This window comes from Spirabiliibacterium pneumoniae, from assembly GCF_014884995.1.
Lineage (GTDB): Bacteria > Pseudomonadota > Gammaproteobacteria > Enterobacterales > Pasteurellaceae > Spirabiliibacterium > Spirabiliibacterium pneumoniae.
In genome coordinates this window covers 196,517-214,559 of sequence record NZ_JABMII010000001.1, presented here as the reverse complement: position 1 = coordinate 214,559, position 18,043 = coordinate 196,517, and the positions used below count along the sequence as shown (strand labels likewise).

Below are 18,043 nucleotides of genomic sequence, written 5' to 3'. Positions count from 1 at the left end.
TTTACGGTTAATGAAACAAAAAGGTATTGTTTATGAGTATAAATGAACTAAAAAAATACTACTCTTCGACAGAGATCGCAAACTTAAAACTAAATAGTGCGCCATCTACTGCCAAAAACATCATTGAAAAAGCAAAGCGTGAAGGATGGGTGTGTCGTAAACGTTCTGGTCGCGGTGGCGGTGTTGAGTATGCTTTGGCGTCTTTACCGCAGGAAATTCAAGATGAGATCCGTGAGCGTTTTGCCTTAACTGCTCAGCCAAAAGCTAAAGTGAATGTGCCTGCAGTAAAAAATCATTCTTTAGAAAGTTTGACCCAAAAGCAGCGTGATATTGCCGATGCACGCATGGCGTTGGTGGCTGTGGTATCAGACCTAGAGCAAAGCATGACGCGTAAAAATGCGGTCGATTACCTTTGTCAGCAAGCCAAGCATAATGCTGTGTCGACAGAGATGATGGAATTGATTAACACTGCCAATGCCAAAACATCACGTCACCGCACATTATCCTCTCGCACATTGATGGGTTGGGTGCTGGACTATCACAAATGCAAAACCCCTGCCGAGAGATTGGTGACGCTTGCCCCAGCAGTGCGCCAAGCCCGAGCAGCGGAAGAGTTAGGTTGGTTGTTGGACTTTATGGCGATTTATCGCAACACCAATGGTATTTGTGTGAAAGAGGCCTATGACCTTTATGCCGCGCATTTTTGTGAGGCGTTTGCCGACCAGCCTTTACGCCTAAAAACCTTGCCTTCCCTTTCCACCGTGCGCCGTGGGTTGGCGAAATTACCACTCAATGTGCGTGAAATTGGGCGCAAGACAGGTGCCTCACTGCGTGCGTTGAACACCTATGTGAAACGCGACTGGTCGAAACTCAAAGCCAACGATGTGTGGGTGGGTGATGGCCACGCTATGAAGATGAAAGTCGCTCACCCTGAGCATGGTCGCCCATTTATTCCTGAGTTGACGCTGGTGATGGATGCCCCGAGCCGTTTCATTGTCGGCTGGTCGGTGAGCTTATCCGAAAATGCTAAAGCGGTGGCCGATGCCATTCGCCACGGTGTTGAGCGGCATGGCATCCCTGCCATTTATTACTCTGATAATGGTGGCGGTGAGAAAAACTGGCAGTTGGATGGTGATATTACAGGTATTTTTCCACGCCTTGGCATTAACCACCAAACAGGTATTCCAGGTAATCCGCAAGGGCGTGGGATTATTGAGCGCATCAATAAAACATTGGGGCTGCGCATTGCCCGTCAGTTTGAAACCTATCACGGCACAGGCGCAGATTCAGACACTGTGCGCAAAGTCAGCACCGCGGTGGTGAGCCTTGAAAAAGCACAACGCCAAGGTAAGACACTTTTGACCGACAAGCAAAAATGGGCAAAAGGCAAATTGCCGAGCTGGCAGGCGTTTATTGACGCGGTGGAGGCTGGTGTGGAGTGGTACAACAATCATCATAAGCATAGTGAAATTGGCTGCACCCCAGCACAAAAACGCCGTGAATTGTTGGTTGAAGAGGAAATTTTACAAGTTAGTGCCATTGAGGCGCGGGACATGTTCCGACCGCAAGTGAAACGCAAGGCACAGCGTGGCTGGTTGCAGGTATTCAATAATGACTACTTCCACCCTGATTTAATTAATGTCGATGGTCAAGAGGTACTTGTGGGCATTGATATTCATGACGCCAATTTTGTGGTGGTGCGCAACAAAGACGGTAGCCTGATTTGTGTGGCTGAATGGAACGGCAATAAGCGTGCTGCATTCCCTGAAACTTTGGTTGAGAAATCACGCAAAGAGCGGGCTAACCGCCGCATGCAACTTAAACAAGAGCAGATTTCAGAAATTCAAGCTGAGCTGAACCCAACCATCACCATTGAGCATCACAACACCGATTTATTGAGCGGTTTTAACAATATCAAGCTGCAACAAGCTGAAAAAATCCCGATGTTGCCATCGGAACTGGAATATCAACGTAAAAAAGCTATGGGGGAATAAATGAGAGAAGAACTAAGAGCCTATATGGAGCGCATGGGGCTTAATCAAACACAAGTTGCTCGCGAGTTGGGTAAATCCACTGCGGTGATTAATCAATACTTAAAAGGCACTTATGCAGGGCGCACAGAAGAGGTTGATGAGGCCGTACGTCGCTTACTGCAACGCCAAAAAGACAAGGTGGTAGAGCGTCGGTTTAAGGCTGACTTTGTGCCGACATTGGCGGCGAAAAAATGCCTTGATGTTATTCGCTTTGCCCATGTAGAAAGTGACATCAATGTAATTATTGGTGCAGCTGGCTTGGGTAAGACAGTGGCCTTGAAAGAATATGTGAAACAAAACCCTGATGTGGTGTTGGTGGAAGTTGAGCCGAGTTGTAGCCCGAAAGTATTGCTCAAAACACTGTGCCAAAAGCTGGGTGTGGCGGACACAGGTGCTAATCACGAGTTGTTTGTGCGCATTACGCAAAAGCTCTGTGAGGGACGCTTGATTATTGTTGATGAGGCGGAATTGCTCTCGGTTAAGAGCTTGGAGTGCATTCGCCGCATCCACGACATCACGAAGTGCGGTGTGGTATTGGCAGGCATGCCGAGATTGTTGATCAACTTAAAAGGGAAATATGGCGAGTTGGCGCAGTTATATAGCCGAGTGGGTTTGTTGTGTGACCTTGGTAATGCGTTACCGAAAGACGACATTGAAATGTTAGCTGAAAGCGGACTGGGAACATCGGAATTTAACGAGAAATTATTTCAAGTGAGCAAAGGCAATGCGCGCAGGCTCACCAAGTTAATGCGCGGTGTTATTCGCACCGCTGAAATGAATAGCAGACCGATTAATAACGCGATTATCAACCAATATGCCGAGATGTTGATTAACTAGGAGGCTGGAATGAAAACGTTATTAGACATCACCGAAAAACTGCGTGCACAAGGCATTTGCATTGTTTCTTCTCAAGATGGGCGTTTCCCTTGCCTTGTTGTGTTAACCAAACGCGTAAAACGGGGGTGAGCCATGAAGATACGCCTGAAATATTTACTTTCTGCCACCGTGCTGGCCGCTGTGCTCGGTGTGGGCTGTCAAGACCGCGTGAGTGAAGCCAGTGAGCCTTGTGGTGAGAACGACATCGCCTGCTGGAAGACGTTAGCCAATGAGGAGTGGAAAGCCGACAACGGCGAATTTCAACCCGATTTAACCCCTGAACAAGAAGCTTGGCTATTTAAGCACTACCCAGATACTGATTTTCACGATGAAGGAGTAACCCAATGAAAAAGCACACTGACCCTTACGATCGCGTGCAAGAAATTGATGATGTGATTGTGATGCTGGAGCAAGCCAAAGAGATGGTGCGCGAGAAAAACCCAGCACTTTATCACCGCTTTATTGACAGCGCGTTGGCCAATATCCGCCGCATTCGCTGCATGGAAAACTACAACAGAGTGATGGGTGGGAGGTGCTAGATGGGGCGTGCTCGTGCAATTTATGCGGTTTACAAGGGCGAACAAAACTTGGCAGACGGCACGTTGGACGAGTTATCCGCCAAGATGAACATGACGGTAAACACATTACGTTATTTATCAGGTAAAGCCTACCGCAGACGGATTGGCGACAGACTCAATAATCGCCTGCTATTAATCAAAATTGGAACAGAACGTGACGAAGGAGAACAGCATGACTGACAACACTATCCCACAAGGCTACTGGCGCGATGCCAAAGGCGCATTAATCCCAGAAAGTAGCATTAAAGACATCGACAAAGAACGCGATGCCTTGGTGCGAGAATGGATTGAAAAAGGCAAAGCACTACATGAGGAGATGAAAGCTTACAAAACCGCACTTTTTGGCGACATTGGTGCTTTTGTTGACCTCTCTGCCGAAAAATACGGCGCAACTATCGGTGGCAAAAAAGGCAACCTGACACTGTTTAGCTTTGACGGCAAATACAAAATTCAGCGTGCCATTAATGATCATCTTGCCTTTGATGAACGCATTCAAGCGGCAAAAGCCTTGATTGATGCGTGCTTGATTGAGTGGACGGAAGGCTCACGCAGTGAAGTGAAAGCCTTGATTGAGCGTGCGTTTGACGTGGATAAAGAAGGCAACCTCAACACCAACCGCATTTTAGCCCTGCGCCGTGTGGCGATTGAAGACCCACGCTGGCTGAAGGCCATGGACGCCATCAGCGAAAGCGTGCAAGTGGTCGGCTCAAAATCCTATGTGCGGTTATATGAACGCATTGGGGAGACTGACCAATATCGTGCGATTGCATTAGATATGGCGGGGATTTGATATGAGCAGTAATGAAAAACGTATCATTGTGCGCGCTAACTGCCTAGTTGAATTCTTAGTGTTCGCAGAGGATTTTGAAGCGGTAGCCGAGCAAACCGACAACTTTGATTGCAATAAGTTAGATGCGCTACCAAAAGAAATTCATACCGTGTTTGAGGTTGTTGAGATGGAGGAATGGTCGTGAGCACAAATGAGGTGATTTTCTCTCTCGGCTATATGGTGTTCGTTGCTTTTCTTGTTTGGCTACGCAGACACAAATAAAGCCTATTTACAGCCTTTTAAACGCCGTTTAAAGGGCTGAATAATGGTTTTTTAACCAACAAAAATGAGGAATCAATATGGAAAGTTTTACTTTGGTCTTATCTGTCTTTATTGGCAATGAGCTGGATTGTAGATGGTTTGGTAAAAATAGCCAGAATTTGCTTAATGCACCGGCTAAATTAAAACAGAGAATTGTACAGTTAGCTGAAGATGTGAACCACGTCTCGCCATTTTTACGATCATCATTCGATGATTTCGTGGTTGAACAATCTTCAGGCCATGGTATGGCTTTAGTCAAATTTACTATCGATGATAATCACTGGTATGTGTCATGTAAAAAGGCAGACGAAAGAGAAGCAAGTCGCTATGTTCGTAACTTACTGCTTCGCTTGCTAGACGATCGTGATGCCTTTTTAGCAGAAGTTGAGGAAATTAAAAAACGGTGTGAATAAAGCCCATTTACCGCACTTTGGTGACAGAGTGCGGAGTAATGGGTTTTATTTACAACAAACGAGGAATCAATATGGAAAGTTTTACTTTGGTTTTGTCTGTCAATGTTGATCTTAGTAATCAACATGCTGAGATGACATGGTCTTCAGGTGAAGAAAGCGTTTTATCAGATATGCCATCTGAGCTTACGCAGACAGTATCTCAATTGATGAAAGATGTTGCAGATGTTTTACCTGTTGTATCTTCTGTTTTTGAAGATTATTCATCTGATAATGCTCCTGTTCTTGCAGAAGCTAAAGTTAAATTTATGGGTAAAAACGAAAACTGGAACCTTTCATTTGATGTTGTTAATGAGCATAAAGCGAGCTTACTTATACAAACCTTGTTATTTCGGTTATTAATGGAACGTGATGCCTTTTTAGCAGAGGTTGAGGAAGTTAAAAAACGGTGTAACTAAAGCCCATTTACCGCACTTTGGCAACAGAGTGCGGAGTAATGGGTTTTAACCAAGTTTAGGAGTGACAGACAATGAAATGTAAGTGCCCTGCGTGCGGGGCGGTGATGTCGTTAGATGTGCTGTTGCAACATGATGCTGCCAGTGAAGCGGTGATGACAGCATTGTCTATCGACCCGCACTTTGGAAAGGCAGCTGTGCGCTATTTGGGGCTATTTCGGCCACAAAAGTCGGCCTTGACGGCTGACCGCTTGGCAAAATTGCTCGGTGAATTGCTGCCAATGGTGCAAGCACAGCGCATTGAACGCAATGGACAAGTGTTTGACGCCCCACTGGCGTGCTGGGTTGATAGCCTCAATGTGGTGTTAGGAAATCGCCACAGCTTGAGTCTGCCACTGAAATCCCACGGCTATTTGCTGGAGGTGATGAGTAAATGGCAAGGCAAAAGTGAAGTGCTGGCTACACCTGTGCAAAATGCACCGCGCTTATCCAGTAAAACAGGGCAAGCCTTGCAACATTTAGCGGAGTTTGCCAATGAGTAATAAAAACTGGCTCAATGCAACCATTGCCCAAGGGCTCGGTGGACTGATATTAATGCGCTTGCCCAATCAACCACCCGAGGAGCTGATTAAGAAAACGGCAAAAGTGTGGGTGATAGCGCTGGAGAGTGTCAAACTCTATGGCGGGTGGAATGAGGAAGACGACAAATGGCGCATTGAAAAAGGCTTTCAGCGCCTTTATGCCGAGTGTGAACGTTTCCCAGCCCCTAAAATGCTGATTGATCGCATGCCAAAACGAAAAACCGTTGAGGCATTGCCTGCACCAGAGTTAAGCGATGAGCAAGTTGCACGTAATTTGGCACGATTGGATGAACTAAGAAGGAAATTATATGGCAACATCAAGACAAAAACTTATCGCTAAAATTCATATCGGCAAAACGGCCTTGCAACTTGATGATGATACCTACCGTGCGTTATTACAAAGTGCGGTTGGCAAAGTGAGCTGCCGTGAGATGACCGACGTGCAACTCGCGCAGGTGCTCGCAGTGATGAAAGAAAAGGGCTTTCACGCACAATCGAAAGGGCAAAAACGCCCAAGCCCTGCGGCCAAAAAAGCGCGTTATCTGGCCAAAATCACCGCACTTTTGGCTGAGAACAAGTTACCTCAATCCTATGCCGATGGCATTGCGCGCCAATCCTACGGCGTGCAATTTGTCCATTGGTTAGATGTACCGAGATTGCAAAAGGTGATCCAAATGCTCTCGGTGTACCATCAGCGACAGCAGAAAAAATGATGGTCTGATCAAACTTTCAATAAGCTCAGATAGACATATTTTTAGCATTTTGATACGTTAAGCCTCATTTGAGGCTTTTTTAGTATAATTGACATGAAAAAATTACTCTTAGTTACGATGCTATCATTTCCCCTTATTGGCCATGCAGAGTTTTGGAAAGCTCAATCCACTGAAAACCATAAAATATTCAAAGAGTATCCCTTTGATATGTATAAAAGTGATTTTATGCGGAAATTTCCAATGTTTGGTCGTTGTCAATTCGATTCGGATGTTAAAATATGCGCTCCTGAAGCTTACGAAAAGCTTTATGATATTCCTTTTAATATCGTGATCATGTTAGATAAAGATCGAACAAACTCAGTTAAATTAAGGCCTTCCGAATATTCAATTAGTCGCTCAGAGTTTTGGGGATTATTTAGAGGATTGGTGAAATCTGGTTTTGTTCTGTATCAAATTAAAGATGGCAAGGATTTAGCTAATATCTTCCAAGATATGTTTGATAGTGCTGAAAAAGGTAAAAAAATTAATAGAGTTAGTGATAAATTAGATATTCTTGAATCAAAGCAATCTACTGAGCAAACACTATTTTATTTGGAAAAATCTAAACTAGACTCTATTCTTTTAAAAGGAAAATCACGGTTCTCTTCTAAAGAGGAAATTATGGAAAAACTACCAGCAGACACTAGATTTATTGAGATGAATGTTAGAAGTTCTGAAGGTCAGATGTATTGGATTGAGCTTAACATTTCTATCCCTAAACTAAAGGTATCGACTATAGACGATCGACCAGCAGAAAAATTCTAAAATGCACTATGTTGTGAACCGCACTTTTTAGTGCGGTTTTTTTCGTTTAATTGTATGTCTTTTTGACTTTTTGCCCTGATAATCCCTTTTAATTGACGTTTCTGGAGGGGTTATGGAGCTTAAAGATGTGCAAGATTATCTGCCCGAGGTGGTGCTGGAGATGGTTGAGCTGATTGGCTTTGTGGATACGGAAAAGCTGATCAATGCCTTTGGCGGCACGACCTTTCGTTTTACCGACGGGCAATATTACTTCCCTAAATTAGTTGAGGCCGTTGGGCGTGAAAGTGCGGTGGCGTTGCGCAAATATTTCAATATTGAGCAAGTTTATATCCCACGGTGTGAGGTGGCGTTGCGTTTGCTGCGCAATTATCGCTTTAAAGCTGATTTTGATTGGCTTACTGAAAGTAATGGCAAGAGTGGTCGGCTTGCTATGCTGGAGCTTTGCCCCAAATACGGTGTGTCTGACCGCGCTGGCTGGGATATTTTGCGAAAAATGTCGTCGGCCACAACCAATCAATCGGCTCTCTTTTGATAGAGAGTGCTGAAGCCCTTCCTCTCTTTTCATTATTCTCTCAACGCCATAATGACCCTACTTATCAAGAAGTAGGGTTATGTTATGGCACAAATCAACAAGATTATCATTCACTGCGCTGCCACAGCCAATGGCGTGCGGCTTGCCCGTGGTGGCAAAACCGCGGCGCAAATCATCGACGGATGGCATGAAAAGCGGCTGTTTCATCGCAATACTAATGACGTAATTCGCTTTAATCGCGCGCTGAAATACATTGGCTATCACTTTGTGATTGATACCGACGGCACACTGGAAACAGGCCGTGCGGTGGGTGAACGTGGCGCACACTGCAAGGGACAAAACACAGGTTCGGTTGGCATCTGCCTCGTTGGCACAGACCGTTTTACTGCAAAACAATGGGCCGCATTGAAGCAATTGGTTGATAAGCTCAAACATACCTACCCGAACGCGACCTTGCACGGTCATCGTGAATTTTCACCCAAAATCTGCCCAGGCTTTGACGTCAAAAACTGGGTGGAGGATGGATTTATTCCTCATGTTAATCACACCATTATGGAGTACGCCGAATGAACATGTTAAACCGCTTTAAATCACTCTTTACTCGTTTATCTGCTACCAAAGGGAAATCACGCCCACGTCGATATAGCAAAAATGCGTGGAGCTACCGCGTCAAAGGTAAACCAACGGCAGCAACCGCACTTTATCTTTCTCTCGGTGCTCGGGGTGTGTGATGAAATTAACGCAACTCATTACCAACGCCGATGGGCGCACCAGCACCACGGGCTTTATCCAAGTGTTTAGCTGGATTGTGTTAACAGCAGCATTTCTCTATGGCGTGTGGGCGGATAAAAGCTATGTGTCTGACTGGTTTTGGTACTACGCCGCTGTGTGCGTGTTTGGCTCGCCTGCCTCCAAGGGGGTGGTGACGATGTTGAAAGAACGCACCACCAAACAAGGAGACGCTGAATGATGTGGTCATTATACGCATTGGGTGCATTTGGCGTGACGTTTGTTGTGGGGTATCTCCATGCCCGAGCACAGGCTAAAAAAATTGCTCAACAACGCCAAGAAATTGAAAAAGTGCGGTCGGAGAAGGCCGTTATTGCCAAGGAGTTAAACAATGCTGAACAACGTAAACAAATTGACGCCGCTAGCCGTCGCCTTAGCGGCAATGGGGTTGATGACAGCTTGCAGTCAAAAGGCTACTTTAGAGATGCGCCCTAGTGGTTGTGCTGCCTTTGGATTGATTTATCCGCATCGTACAGACACGTTGGAAACGAAGCGACAGGTGCTCAGCCATAACCAAACCTATGAACGCATTTGTCGAGGTGGAGATGGAATTTCAAATTAGTGGCGAGTGGGTTTTCAATGGCGTGGTCAGTATTGCAGTCACCTTTGTCGGCTTTTGGTTGAAGTCGGTGAAAGACGAGTTGCACGACTTTAAAATCGAGATAAAAGAGGTGCGTGATAAATACCAAACCAAAGAGCTGGCCCAAGTCAATCAAGGGCATTTTGACACCGTGTTGCTGGAAATCCGCAATGAGTTGAAAAGTATTAATCAAAAATTGGACAACAAGGCAGACAAATGACATCCGCACGATTACATAAGAAGCAAACACAAACTCAAAACACCGCCGATACATTGCTGGAAATTTTAATGCTCGCGAAATCAGCTGATCGCAAGTTAGATGATGTTTGCAAGCAAGTGGACAACATCGACAGTCGTTTATCGGCGCTGGAGCACCGCATGCACCGCTTGGGCTTGAAAGCCTTTGCTGTGGGGGGCTTAGGCGGCTTAGTTACCACAGTTGGTTTTGAAATTATCAAAGCCAAGTTTGGAGGTTAAATGGCACACGATGCGAAAACGAAGGCGCATGTTCGCCGCTACTATGTGTTTGAGATGCTCACGCTTGAACAATCGGCGGAAAAGGCAGGTGTGTCCTTTGGTACAGCGCGGCGTTGGAAAAAACAAGCGCAGAATGCAGGTGATGACTGGGATATGGTGCGCGAGGCGGCCACGATGGCAGGTGGGCAAGCCGAAGAGGTCTCGCGTGGGTTGCTGACTCGCTTTATTTTGCACTTCACCAAGGTGATGGATGAAGTTGAAAATGCCGAGATGTCACCGAGTGAAAAAGCTGAACTCTTAAGTGGGCTGGGTGACAGTTTTACCAAGATGACGGCTGCCAGTAAGCGCATTCTGCCCGAAGTGTCGGAGCTGGCGACAGCGATGAAAACCATTGAGTTATTTGGGCACTATATCCAATCCAAAAAACCACACTTACTCAGCGACTTTTTAGACTTGCTCGATGGCTTTGGGCAAACCTTGAATAAGGAATTTAAGCAATGAGCCTGTGTCAGTTTCTTGTGGTGATTGCCGCCTGCTTGTCGGCTCGCGATGGTGGTCAATGGGGCTGGTGGATTTTGTTATTGCTGCTGATGGATTGAGGATGTCATGAAGTATAAAGATTTTTTACAAGAGCTGCGTGCGTATCGAGAAAGCCTGCAACAAAAAATTGATGCCGCTTATGATGGTTGGGACGATAGCCCTAAGGCTGTGAGCGCACGCCGTGAGTGTGTGCTAGATGAAGCCGATGGCTTTGCGTATTTTGTTACGCACTACTTTCCGCACTACACCCGCTCAAGTGAAAAGTCCGAATTGCACCACTACCTTTTCGCTCGCTTGCCTGAAGTACTGCGTGCCACTAAAGGCTGCTTGGAAGCCATAGCGGCACCGCGGGGGGAGGCGAAATCCACGATTGTGTCACAGCTTTTTACGCTCTATTGCCTTGTCACGGGCAAGAAAAATTACTGCCTCATTGTGATGGACAGTATTGATCAGGCTTACCCGATGTTGGAGGCGATTAAAGCGGAGCTGGAATTTAATCAACGCTTGCGCATTGACTTCCCTGATTGTTCGGGACAAGGGCGCGTATGGCAGGCCTCAACCATCATTACCGCCCAAAATCAAAAAGTGCAGGTGGCAGGCTCGGGCAAAAAATTGCGGGGCTTGCGCCATGGTGCCTATCGCCCTGATTTGGTCGTGCTTGATGATATTGAAAATGACGAGCAAGTGCGCAGCCCAGAGCAACGCGACAAGTTGCACAGCTGGCTGAAAAAAACCGTATTACCACTGGGTAGTGCCGACGGTAAATTGGATATTGTCTATATCGGAACCATTTTGCACTACGACAGTGTGTTAAACCGCACTTTGCAGTCCAAGGCGTGGCATAGTGCAAAATTTAAAGCCCTCAAAAAACTACCTGACAATATGACGTTGTGGGATAAATGGGAGGGTTTTTATCTCAATGAGGGTGAGGCGGTGGCGGATGCGTTTTATGCCGCCAATCAAGCAGAGATGGACAAAGGCGCGGTGGTGTCATGGGCGGCTCGCCCACTGTTGACGTTGATGAAAATACGCGCCCGTGATGGTCATAGCACCTTTGACAGTGAATACCAAAATGACCCTATTTCAAGCGATGAGGCGGTGTTTGCCTCCGCAATTCAATATTGGACGCAGCTGCCCGACGAACTAGTGTATTTTGGCTCACTTGACCCATCAATGGGCAAAGCAGGTGCAAGCCGTGACCCGAGTGCGATTTTAGTTGGTGGCTATCATCGCGCGACGGGTAAGTTGTACGTGGTTGAAGCCCAGGTGAAAAAGCGACTGCCTGATTTGATGATTGAAGATGTCATTCGCTTGCAGCAGCAATATCACTGTACCCGTTGGTTTGTGGAAACGGTGCAATTTCAAGAGTTTTTTAAAGATGAGTTGGTCAAGCGTTCTGCCCAGCGTGGCGTGCCTGTGCCCGCAAGTGCCGTGAAACCCAACACAGACAAAATGCTGCGCATTGAAAGCCTGCAGCCACACATTGCCAACGGCCTCATTCTACTCCATGCCAGCCAAGCGACCTTAATTGAACAGTTGCGCCACTTCCCAAAAGCGGATCATGATGATGGGCCTGATGCGCTAGAGATGTTGTGGCGTAATGCCGTCAGCGGCGTGGGGCAAATTGAATGGATGAGTGTTGATGAGCTGGAAAAGCACGATGAAGACGATGATTTATACAGTATTTGGAGTCGATAATGGCGAAGAAACATAAACGCAATAACACAAAGAAAAGTGTGGTAGTCAATAAAAGTGCGGTCAATGAAACCTTGCAAACGCAAGAGGCGATGGTCACGCAAGCGGGGCGCATTTTGTCTGAGCACCCGAGTCAAAACATCACACCGTCTAAGCTAAAATCGCTGCTAGAAGAGGCTGAAAACGGTGATATCCGTGCGCAGCATGACTTATTTTTAGATATTGAAGAGCGTGATGCGGGTATTGCCGCCAATATCCAAACCCGTAAGCGCGCTATTTTAACGTTGGATTGGTTAATTTCCCCACCACTCAATGCCAGTGAAAAAGATGAAGCCCTGCGTGAAGAGATTGAACAGTATTTCTATCAGCTCACGGGGCTGGAAGATATGCTGGTGGATTGTATGGATGCGGTGGGTCATGGCTTTTCTGCACTGGAGATTGAGTGGCAATACAAGCAAAATAAATGGTTGCCTGCGCGCTTTATTCATCGGCCACAGTCGTGGTTTAGATGGGATAAAGACGACAACTTGCGATTGAAAACGCCAGATAATCAAGACGGCGAGCCACTACGCCCATTAAGCTGGGTGGTGCATTATCACAAGTCCCGCTCAACACAAGCTGCACGTGGTGGACTTTACCGTACGTTGGCTTGGCTCTATATGTTCAAGCACTATTCGGTGCATGACTTTGCCGAGTTTTTAGAGCTCTACGGCATGCCAATTCGCATTGGTAAATACGGTGCAGGTGCCACCCCTGATGAGAAACGCACGCTGTTGCGCGCTTTGGCGGAAATTGGCCACAATGCCGCTGGGATTATGCCTGAAAGCATGCAGGTGGAATTGCACAACATTGCAAGCAGCATGAGTAACGCCAGCAACCCGTTTTTGCAGATGGTGGATTGGTGTGAAAAAGCTATTGCACGCTTGATTTTGGGGCAAACCTTAACCTCGGGTGCGGACGGTAAAAGCTCCACCAATGCACTAGGAAGGGTGCATAATGAAGTGCGGCGTGATTTGCTAGTGAGCGACGCCAAGCAGCTTTCACAAACCATTACGCAACAAATTATTCTGCCCTATTTGCAGGTCAACGTTGATCCGAATATTGACCCCGCACATATCCCGTACTTTGAGTTTGACACCAAAGAGCGTGAGGACTTAAGCCAATTTGCCGAGAGCTTACCAAAGCTGGTGAATATTGGCGTGCAAATCCCTGAAAATTGGGCGCGTGAGAAGTTGGGCATCCCTGATGCGTCGGATGGTGAAGCGCTTTTAAAACCGCTTCAAATGGGCTTTAAAAGCGAGGGTGAACACGAGCAAACCGCACTTTCCGCGCAACACGGTTGCCAGTGTGCCGCGTGTCGTGGTGTGGCAGCTGGTGAAACTTTGCCCAAGGCAAACGGCACGCAAGGCGAACTCGACCGTGCGGTGGACACTGCGTTGGGTGATATTGATTTCAATGCCCAATTCAACCCAATGGTCAAAAGTGCGGTCGGGCTTTTGGCACGTTGTGGTAGTTATGAGGAGGCGTTTGCCGCGTTGAGTGAACGCTACCCGCAATTAGACACGCGCGAACATGAACGCTATTTAACGCAAGCGTTGTTTGTCTCTGAGTTGTTGGGGGCTGTCAATGAGCGGCGCTGATGTCAAATTCGCCTTTGGTCTGCGCCCCGAAAAGGCACTGGAGTTTTTGCGCAGTAAATATGCTGTGCTTAATGATGTGGATGACGTGGCGATGCTCAACTCGGTGCGCGGTAAGGCTGCCCGCATTGCCAACCTTTCCAGCCTTGAGATGACCAAAGACATTTATCAGTCTTTAATTGATGCGCATGAAAACGGCATCGCCTTTGGACAGTGGAAAAAAGAGATGTTGGCACATTTTAAGCGCAAAGGCTGGGTGGCCTATTACGACAAAGGCTATCAACTCGCCGACCCCAAAACGGGTGAGCATTTTGGCACGCCGTGGCGACTCAATACCATTTATCGCACCAATACACAGTCGGCGTATTCTGCGCAGCGTTATCAACAACAGCGTGATAATGCTGATAGTCGACCTTATTGGCAATATACCGCCGTCAATGATAACCGCACCCGTCCAAGCCATAGCGCCATGAATGGGCTGGTCTATCGCTATGATGACCCGTTTTGGGATACGTTTTATCCGCCCAATGGCTTTAACTGCCGTTGCTCGGTGATTGCGCTTGCACCTAGGGATATTGCGCGAGATAACTTAATTGTACGCAATGGCGAAGACGATTTGGTAGAGCACACACGTCAAGTCAATGCGACCACCCGCGAGCAAACCACCGCCTTTAAGGTGAGTGATGATCACTATGTGATGGCTGATCGTGGTTTTGATCGCAATATTGGTCGCACGGTTTATCGCCCGAATTTAGACCTCTACCCTGAAGCACTGGCACATCAATTTGCTAAAAGGGAGATGGGGGGCAAGGCTTTTCAATTAAATTATGCCCAGTTTGAGCAAGAATTAGTGGAACAAAAAGCAAAACTCGGCATCAAGGATAAAGCCAATGCCGAGCAAATGGTGGCCATTCGCAATCATCTACGGCAAGAATATATGTTTGCGGCAGGTATTATCAGCCAAGAAAAGCGCAATGTATTGGGAATTAAAAAGGGTACGGTGTGGTTGTCAGATGATACCTTGATTAAGCAGTTTAATAGTCGATTAGGTGACCCTAATTTTACATTAGAACAATATGCTGTTTTGCCTGACGTGATAAATCAACCCGATGATTTATTCAAAGATAAGAACAATAATTTGATTTTTATTAAGCGAATTGACAATAGAAAATATATCGTGGTTATTAAATATGTTTCAAAAAAGAAAGAATTATTTTTAACCTCAATGAGAGGAATAGGGCAAGCTGAAATAGATAAATTAGCTAAAAAATGGACGGTTATCAGGTAAGGCTCCCGGTCACTTACACACGCTCTCGGACATCTAAGCAGGACAAGCCATCTTAGATAGGCTGCGGCAGGGAGATTCACCGCTTTTCTGACAACCGTCTAGTTTGCCACTAGGGGGTACTGCGAAGCCCCACACGCTCTCAGACACTTGAGCCGACCTCAAGTAGGCTGCGATCAGCAGAATTCATCGCTTTTCTAGTGGCACTTTGATGGTAACACAATCGTTTAAAATTGCAACAGAAGCAGGAGTGCGTGTTTAATGATAGAAATTAAAGTCAACAACGAAGCCGAGCTTATCAAGGCATTAGAGGAATTGGCAAAGAAAACCCATTACAACGCTCCCTTAATGCGCAAGCTGGCGGGCACAATGCAAAAAGCGGTTGATAAGAACTTTATTGCTGGCGGTCGCCCAAAATGGTTAGGCGTAAAATCTCGCCCTAATGGTCAACCCTTGATTGATACAGGTAATTTGCGCAATTCGATTCAAGCCTCATGGGATAACAATGAGGCCATTGTTGGTACTAATGTGCCTTATGCAGCCATTCATCATTTTGGTGGCAAAACCGCACCACACCAAATTAAACCTGTATTTAAAAAGGCACTGGCTTTTGGCGGTGGCGTATATAGTGCGGTCAATCACCCTGGTAGCACCATTCCAGCCCGCCCCTTTATGACTTTGACACCAAGGGATGAGCAAGACTTGCTTGATGATGTGCAAGCCTATTTCCGCAAAATCCTCAAATAGCCAATATTACGCCCGTAGGGGCGTTTTTCTCTGAATTGGGGCAATGGGTCGGGTGAGTGGTTTTTAAAACGATTTAAAAGCGGTTTAAAACGTTTTAAAAAGGGTCTTGCTTGATGGGTTGCTCCTTATTCCTTTCCTTCAAAAATCTTTCCTAAATTGTCGTGCTGAAGTCCTTCACCCCTTGTGCGTGTGTTTTTTCACCTATTCTAGCCCTGACATTTCGTTTTAAGGAGTTTTTTATGTCATTAACCCCCGTCGCATTGAGTTTTGAAATTGTCCCCAATGGGCGCATTCAGTTGTTCCCGTATGGACGGTTTTATCCCGCTGATGGGCGCAGTAAGGAGGGCTGGTATGTAGATGACTCTAATGGCTATGCGTTAGCCGAGGAAATCAATGCACGCAAAGTCAAAATGATGGTGGACTATGAGCATCAAACATTATGGCTGGATAAAAACGGGCAAGGCAATATTGCTGCAGGTTGGATTGAGCATGCGGAATATATCAGTGGTAAAGGCTTGTTTGCTGATGTGAGTTGGACAACGAAAGCGTCCGCGCATATCAAGCAAAAAGAATATCGCTATATTTCACCCTATTTTTTAGCCGATAAAAGCGGCCAAGTGATTCGGGTGATTAATGCCGCACTGACCAACCGCCCTGCACTCCATGAACTGGAAGAAGCGATTGCAGCCTCTGATTTGGTAAACCAAGCAAAAGGAAATCCTATGTTAGAACTATTGAAAAAGCTCTTTAACCTGCCTGCGGCAAGTGAAGACGCATTGAAAGAAAAGTTGGTTGCATTGAGTAATCAGCAAGAAAAAAGCGGCGTGGCTATTACTGATGTTTATGGCCGTTTGGAAAAAGCCAATGCCGATGTGGTGGCATTAAGTGAAAAAGCACCTGATCCGAAAGAATATGTTGCACTTTCCGAGTTGCAAGCCGTGCAAGCACAGCTCAATAAGCTGCAAAGCGAAGTCAACGCTGACAAAGTAAAAAATATGATTGACGTGGCTTTGTCAGAGGGACGCTTGTTGCCAGCGCAGAAAGCGTGGGCTGAAAAGCTCGGTGCAAAAGATGCCACCGCACTTTCTGAATACTTGCAAGCCACCGCCCCTGCGGCATTCACTCAATCGCAATCCGAGGGCAAAAACCCGAATGAAGCTGACAAAGTCGCTTTGTCAGAAGAGCAGCGTGCGGCCGCCAAAATGCTAGGCATGACCGACGCAGAATTTCAAGCAATCTTACCTACTGGAGCATAATTTATGGCTGGATTTAAAAAATCAGAAGTGTTGAAAGCGTTAGACGCCGCTTTTCGTGCAGAGTTTAACGGCGGTTTAAAACACATTGATCCGCAATGGCGCGCGTTGGCGATGCCGATTTCGTCTAATACCAAGGTGAACACCTATGGCTTTATGAGTGCTTTCCCGAAACTGGTGGAATGGACATCAAAACGGACGATTAAAGAAATGCAAGCCCAAGGCATTAGCCTTGAAAACAAAAAGTACGAGGCAACCGTGTCCGTACCACGCACCGATGTGGAAGATGACCAAGTTGGCTTGTTCCGCCCGATGATGGCGCAAATGGGACAAGCCGCCGCTGAGTTGCCTGACGAATTGGTGTTTGGCTTACTCAAAGCGGGTGAATCCACCCTGTGCTATGACGGCCAAAACTTCTTTGACACAGACCATCCGTACTATCAAAACGTTGATGGCACAAGTTCTGGAACAAACCAAGTTAACTTGACTACAGGTTCAGATAGCGGTGAGAAGTCTTGGTATTTGATGGATACCACAAATGTGATTAAGCCACTGATTTTCCAAGAGCGCACCAAACCTGAATTTGAAGCGAAATTTGACCCGTCTAAGTCCGACACAGTATTTATGGAAGATAAATACCTTTGGGGCGCGCGTTACCGCTGTACAGCAGGTTTTGCATTTTGGCAATTAGCGCACAAAGTCAAAGAGACCAGACTCAATGCTGAAAATGTGATGAAGATTATTGAAATCATGACCACATTGAAAGCGGACGGTGGTGCATTCTTGAACATTCGCCCGAACGTATTGCTTGTTCCACCAAGCCTTGAGAAAGCGGCGTTAGACATCTGCAATGCCGATGTCATCAATGGCACAACCAACACCTTAAAAGGCCGTTTGAAAGTGATGGTGAGTCCTTACATCATCGAATAATCACCTCTCCCCCACCCGCGTGGGGGAGGTTAAAGGAG

The 18,043-nt window shown here is 46.4% G+C and carries 27 protein-coding genes; all 27 read left to right on the top strand.

All coding sequences use genetic code 11. The features are described 5' to 3' along the window. Positions 1 to 32: 32 nt before the first annotated feature. Entirely contained in the window at positions 33 to 1,994 is a 1,962-nt protein-coding gene (locus HPC38_RS01140; protein WP_208119438.1) for a Mu transposase C-terminal domain-containing protein, read from the top strand. Next, positions 1,995 to 2,870 (top strand): AAA family ATPase, encoded by an 876-nt coding sequence (locus HPC38_RS01135; RefSeq protein ID WP_208119437.1) that lies wholly within the window; start codon positions 1,995 to 1,997, stop codon positions 2,868 to 2,870. A gap of 132 nt (positions 2,871 to 3,002) precedes the next feature. Further along, entirely contained in the window at positions 3,003 to 3,257 is a 255-nt protein-coding gene (locus HPC38_RS01130; RefSeq protein WP_208119436.1) for a hypothetical protein, read from the top strand. Next, on the top strand, positions 3,254 to 3,448 hold the full coding sequence (locus tag HPC38_RS01125) for a hypothetical protein (RefSeq protein ID WP_208119435.1): 195 nt from the start codon (positions 3,254 to 3,256) through the stop codon (positions 3,446 to 3,448). Before HPC38_RS01130 ends, HPC38_RS01125 begins: the two co-directional genes overlap by 4 nt. Further along, positions 3,449 to 3,667, top strand: a complete 219-nt coding sequence (locus HPC38_RS01120; RefSeq protein WP_208119434.1) for a hypothetical protein — start codon at positions 3,449 to 3,451, stop codon at positions 3,665 to 3,667. Beyond that, the gene (locus HPC38_RS01115; RefSeq protein WP_208119433.1) at positions 3,660 to 4,277 is read left to right on the top strand and encodes a DUF3164 family protein; all 618 of its coding nucleotides are present in this window, start codon (positions 3,660 to 3,662) and stop codon (positions 4,275 to 4,277) included. Before HPC38_RS01120 ends, HPC38_RS01115 begins: the two co-directional genes overlap by 8 nt. Before the next feature lies 1 nt (position 4,278). Further along, positions 4,279 to 4,461, top strand: a complete 183-nt coding sequence (locus HPC38_RS01110) for a hypothetical protein (RefSeq protein WP_208119432.1) — start codon at positions 4,279 to 4,281, stop codon at positions 4,459 to 4,461. Between the two features lie 154 nt (positions 4,462 to 4,615). Continuing rightward, the gene (locus HPC38_RS01105) at positions 4,616 to 4,990 is read left to right on the top strand and encodes a hypothetical protein (RefSeq protein WP_208119431.1); all 375 of its coding nucleotides are present in this window, start codon (positions 4,616 to 4,618) and stop codon (positions 4,988 to 4,990) included. A gap of 71 nt (positions 4,991 to 5,061) precedes the next feature. Further along, positions 5,062 to 5,445 (top strand): hypothetical protein, encoded by a 384-nt coding sequence (locus HPC38_RS01100; protein ID WP_208119430.1) that lies wholly within the window; start codon positions 5,062 to 5,064, stop codon positions 5,443 to 5,445. A gap of 71 nt (positions 5,446 to 5,516) precedes the next feature. Beyond that, complete coding sequence (locus HPC38_RS01095) at positions 5,517 to 5,984, top strand: hypothetical protein (RefSeq protein WP_208119429.1); 468 nt, start codon at positions 5,517 to 5,519, stop codon at positions 5,982 to 5,984. After that, on the top strand, positions 5,977 to 6,363 hold the full coding sequence (locus HPC38_RS01090) for a hypothetical protein (RefSeq protein ID WP_208119428.1): 387 nt from the start codon (positions 5,977 to 5,979) through the stop codon (positions 6,361 to 6,363). The genes HPC38_RS01095 and HPC38_RS01090 overlap by 8 nt, the downstream gene beginning before the upstream one ends. After that, positions 6,332 to 6,736 carry a gp16 family protein gene (locus tag HPC38_RS01085; RefSeq protein ID WP_208119427.1) on the top strand — a complete coding sequence of 135 codons (405 nt, stop codon included), beginning with the start codon at positions 6,332 to 6,334 and terminating at the stop codon, positions 6,734 to 6,736. The genes HPC38_RS01090 and HPC38_RS01085 overlap by 32 nt, the downstream gene beginning before the upstream one ends. A gap of 93 nt (positions 6,737 to 6,829) precedes the next feature. After that, on the top strand, positions 6,830 to 7,540 hold the full coding sequence (locus tag HPC38_RS01080; RefSeq protein WP_208119426.1) for a hypothetical protein: 711 nt from the start codon (positions 6,830 to 6,832) through the stop codon (positions 7,538 to 7,540). Positions 7,541 to 7,652: 112 nt separating this feature from the next. Beyond that, complete coding sequence (locus tag HPC38_RS01075; protein WP_208119425.1) at positions 7,653 to 8,072, top strand: Mor transcription activator family protein; 420 nt, start codon at positions 7,653 to 7,655, stop codon at positions 8,070 to 8,072. 84 nt (positions 8,073 to 8,156) lie between these two features. After that, positions 8,157 to 8,642 carry an N-acetylmuramoyl-L-alanine amidase gene (locus tag HPC38_RS01070; RefSeq protein ID WP_208119424.1) on the top strand — a complete coding sequence of 162 codons (486 nt, stop codon included), beginning with the start codon at positions 8,157 to 8,159 and terminating at the stop codon, positions 8,640 to 8,642. Further along, positions 8,639 to 8,803, top strand: coding sequence for a hypothetical protein (locus tag HPC38_RS01065; RefSeq protein ID WP_208119477.1), 165 nt, complete (start codon positions 8,639 to 8,641; stop codon positions 8,801 to 8,803). Before HPC38_RS01070 ends, HPC38_RS01065 begins: the two co-directional genes overlap by 4 nt. Then, positions 8,803 to 9,042, top strand: coding sequence for a DUF2644 domain-containing protein (locus HPC38_RS01060; protein ID WP_208119423.1), 240 nt, complete (start codon positions 8,803 to 8,805; stop codon positions 9,040 to 9,042). Before HPC38_RS01065 ends, HPC38_RS01060 begins: the two co-directional genes overlap by 1 nt. Further along, positions 9,039 to 9,296 carry a DUF2681 domain-containing protein gene (locus HPC38_RS01055; protein ID WP_208119422.1) on the top strand — a complete coding sequence of 86 codons (258 nt, stop codon included), beginning with the start codon at positions 9,039 to 9,041 and terminating at the stop codon, positions 9,294 to 9,296. Before HPC38_RS01060 ends, HPC38_RS01055 begins: the two co-directional genes overlap by 4 nt. Positions 9,297 to 9,406: 110 nt before the next feature. Beyond that, positions 9,407 to 9,661, top strand: a complete 255-nt coding sequence (locus HPC38_RS01050; protein ID WP_208119421.1) for a hypothetical protein — start codon at positions 9,407 to 9,409, stop codon at positions 9,659 to 9,661. Continuing rightward, a complete protein-coding gene (locus HPC38_RS01045) occupies positions 9,658 to 9,918 on the top strand; it encodes a hypothetical protein (protein ID WP_208119420.1) in 261 nt (86 codons plus the stop codon). Before HPC38_RS01050 ends, HPC38_RS01045 begins: the two co-directional genes overlap by 4 nt. Continuing rightward, positions 9,919 to 10,419 carry a DUF1804 family protein gene (locus HPC38_RS01040; RefSeq protein WP_208119419.1) on the top strand — a complete coding sequence of 167 codons (501 nt, stop codon included), beginning with the start codon at positions 9,919 to 9,921 and terminating at the stop codon, positions 10,417 to 10,419. Positions 10,420 to 10,524: 105 nt separating this feature from the next. Beyond that, positions 10,525 to 12,156, top strand: a complete 1,632-nt coding sequence (terL, locus tag HPC38_RS01035) for a phage terminase large subunit (protein WP_208119418.1) — start codon at positions 10,525 to 10,527, stop codon at positions 12,154 to 12,156. Further along, the gene (locus HPC38_RS01030) at positions 12,156 to 13,793 is read left to right on the top strand and encodes a DUF935 domain-containing protein (RefSeq protein ID WP_208119417.1); all 1,638 of its coding nucleotides are present in this window, start codon (positions 12,156 to 12,158) and stop codon (positions 13,791 to 13,793) included. The genes terL and HPC38_RS01030 overlap by 1 nt, the downstream gene beginning before the upstream one ends. After that, positions 13,780 to 15,078: a phage minor head protein gene (locus tag HPC38_RS01025; protein WP_208119416.1), complete on the top strand. Its 1,299-nt coding sequence runs from the start codon at positions 13,780 to 13,782 to the stop codon at positions 15,076 to 15,078. Before HPC38_RS01030 ends, HPC38_RS01025 begins: the two co-directional genes overlap by 14 nt. A gap of 258 nt (positions 15,079 to 15,336) precedes the next feature. Further along, positions 15,337 to 15,822, top strand: a complete 486-nt coding sequence (locus tag HPC38_RS01020) for a phage virion morphogenesis protein (protein WP_208119415.1) — start codon at positions 15,337 to 15,339, stop codon at positions 15,820 to 15,822. Positions 15,823 to 16,061: 239 nt separating this feature from the next. Then, positions 16,062 to 17,078 carry a phage protease gene (locus tag HPC38_RS01015; RefSeq protein ID WP_208119414.1) on the top strand — a complete coding sequence of 339 codons (1,017 nt, stop codon included), beginning with the start codon at positions 16,062 to 16,064 and terminating at the stop codon, positions 17,076 to 17,078. Positions 17,079 to 17,081: 3 nt separating this feature from the next. Further along, complete coding sequence (locus tag HPC38_RS01010) at positions 17,082 to 18,005, top strand: Mu-like prophage major head subunit gpT family protein (protein WP_208119413.1); 924 nt, start codon at positions 17,082 to 17,084, stop codon at positions 18,003 to 18,005. The last annotated feature ends 38 nt before the right edge of the window (positions 18,006 to 18,043 follow it).

Coding starts and splice junctions, on each gene's coding strand:
- HPC38_RS01095 (WP_208119429.1), top strand. CDS start 5,517: ATGAAATGTAAGTGCCCTGCGTGCGGGGCGGTGATGTCGTTAGATGTG.
- HPC38_RS01050 (WP_208119421.1), top strand. CDS start 9,407: ATGGAATTTCAAATTAGTGGCGAGTGGGTTTTCAATGGCGTGGTCAGT.
- HPC38_RS01110 (WP_208119432.1), top strand. CDS start 4,279: ATGAGCAGTAATGAAAAACGTATCATTGTGCGCGCTAACTGCCTAGTT.
- terL (WP_208119418.1), top strand. CDS start 10,525: ATGAAGTATAAAGATTTTTTACAAGAGCTGCGTGCGTATCGAGAAAGC.
- HPC38_RS01015 (WP_208119414.1), top strand. CDS start 16,062: ATGTCATTAACCCCCGTCGCATTGAGTTTTGAAATTGTCCCCAATGGG.
- HPC38_RS01075 (WP_208119425.1), top strand. CDS start 7,653: ATGGAGCTTAAAGATGTGCAAGATTATCTGCCCGAGGTGGTGCTGGAG.
- HPC38_RS01030 (WP_208119417.1), top strand. CDS start 12,156: ATGGCGAAGAAACATAAACGCAATAACACAAAGAAAAGTGTGGTAGTC.
- HPC38_RS01065 (WP_208119477.1), top strand. CDS start 8,639: ATGAACATGTTAAACCGCTTTAAATCACTCTTTACTCGTTTATCTGCT.
- HPC38_RS01055 (WP_208119422.1), top strand. CDS start 9,039: ATGATGTGGTCATTATACGCATTGGGTGCATTTGGCGTGACGTTTGTT.
- HPC38_RS01085 (WP_208119427.1), top strand. CDS start 6,332: ATGGCAACATCAAGACAAAAACTTATCGCTAAAATTCATATCGGCAAA.
- HPC38_RS01135 (WP_208119437.1), top strand. CDS start 1,995: ATGAGAGAAGAACTAAGAGCCTATATGGAGCGCATGGGGCTTAATCAA.
- HPC38_RS01080 (WP_208119426.1), top strand. CDS start 6,830: ATGAAAAAATTACTCTTAGTTACGATGCTATCATTTCCCCTTATTGGC.
- HPC38_RS01025 (WP_208119416.1), top strand. CDS start 13,780: ATGAGCGGCGCTGATGTCAAATTCGCCTTTGGTCTGCGCCCCGAAAAG.
- HPC38_RS01090 (WP_208119428.1), top strand. CDS start 5,977: ATGAGTAATAAAAACTGGCTCAATGCAACCATTGCCCAAGGGCTCGGT.
- HPC38_RS01130 (WP_208119436.1), top strand. CDS start 3,003: ATGAAGATACGCCTGAAATATTTACTTTCTGCCACCGTGCTGGCCGCT.
- HPC38_RS01120 (WP_208119434.1), top strand. CDS start 3,449: ATGGGGCGTGCTCGTGCAATTTATGCGGTTTACAAGGGCGAACAAAAC.
- HPC38_RS01045 (WP_208119420.1), top strand. CDS start 9,658: ATGACATCCGCACGATTACATAAGAAGCAAACACAAACTCAAAACACC.
- HPC38_RS01010 (WP_208119413.1), top strand. CDS start 17,082: ATGGCTGGATTTAAAAAATCAGAAGTGTTGAAAGCGTTAGACGCCGCT.
- HPC38_RS01020 (WP_208119415.1), top strand. CDS start 15,337: ATGATAGAAATTAAAGTCAACAACGAAGCCGAGCTTATCAAGGCATTA.
- HPC38_RS01040 (WP_208119419.1), top strand. CDS start 9,919: ATGGCACACGATGCGAAAACGAAGGCGCATGTTCGCCGCTACTATGTG.
- HPC38_RS01115 (WP_208119433.1), top strand. CDS start 3,660: ATGACTGACAACACTATCCCACAAGGCTACTGGCGCGATGCCAAAGGC.
- HPC38_RS01070 (WP_208119424.1), top strand. CDS start 8,157: ATGGCACAAATCAACAAGATTATCATTCACTGCGCTGCCACAGCCAAT.
- HPC38_RS01100 (WP_208119430.1), top strand. CDS start 5,062: ATGGAAAGTTTTACTTTGGTTTTGTCTGTCAATGTTGATCTTAGTAAT.
- HPC38_RS01125 (WP_208119435.1), top strand. CDS start 3,254: ATGAAAAAGCACACTGACCCTTACGATCGCGTGCAAGAAATTGATGAT.
- HPC38_RS01060 (WP_208119423.1), top strand. CDS start 8,803: ATGAAATTAACGCAACTCATTACCAACGCCGATGGGCGCACCAGCACC.
- HPC38_RS01105 (WP_208119431.1), top strand. CDS start 4,616: ATGGAAAGTTTTACTTTGGTCTTATCTGTCTTTATTGGCAATGAGCTG.
- HPC38_RS01140 (WP_208119438.1), top strand. CDS start 33: ATGAGTATAAATGAACTAAAAAAATACTACTCTTCGACAGAGATCGCA.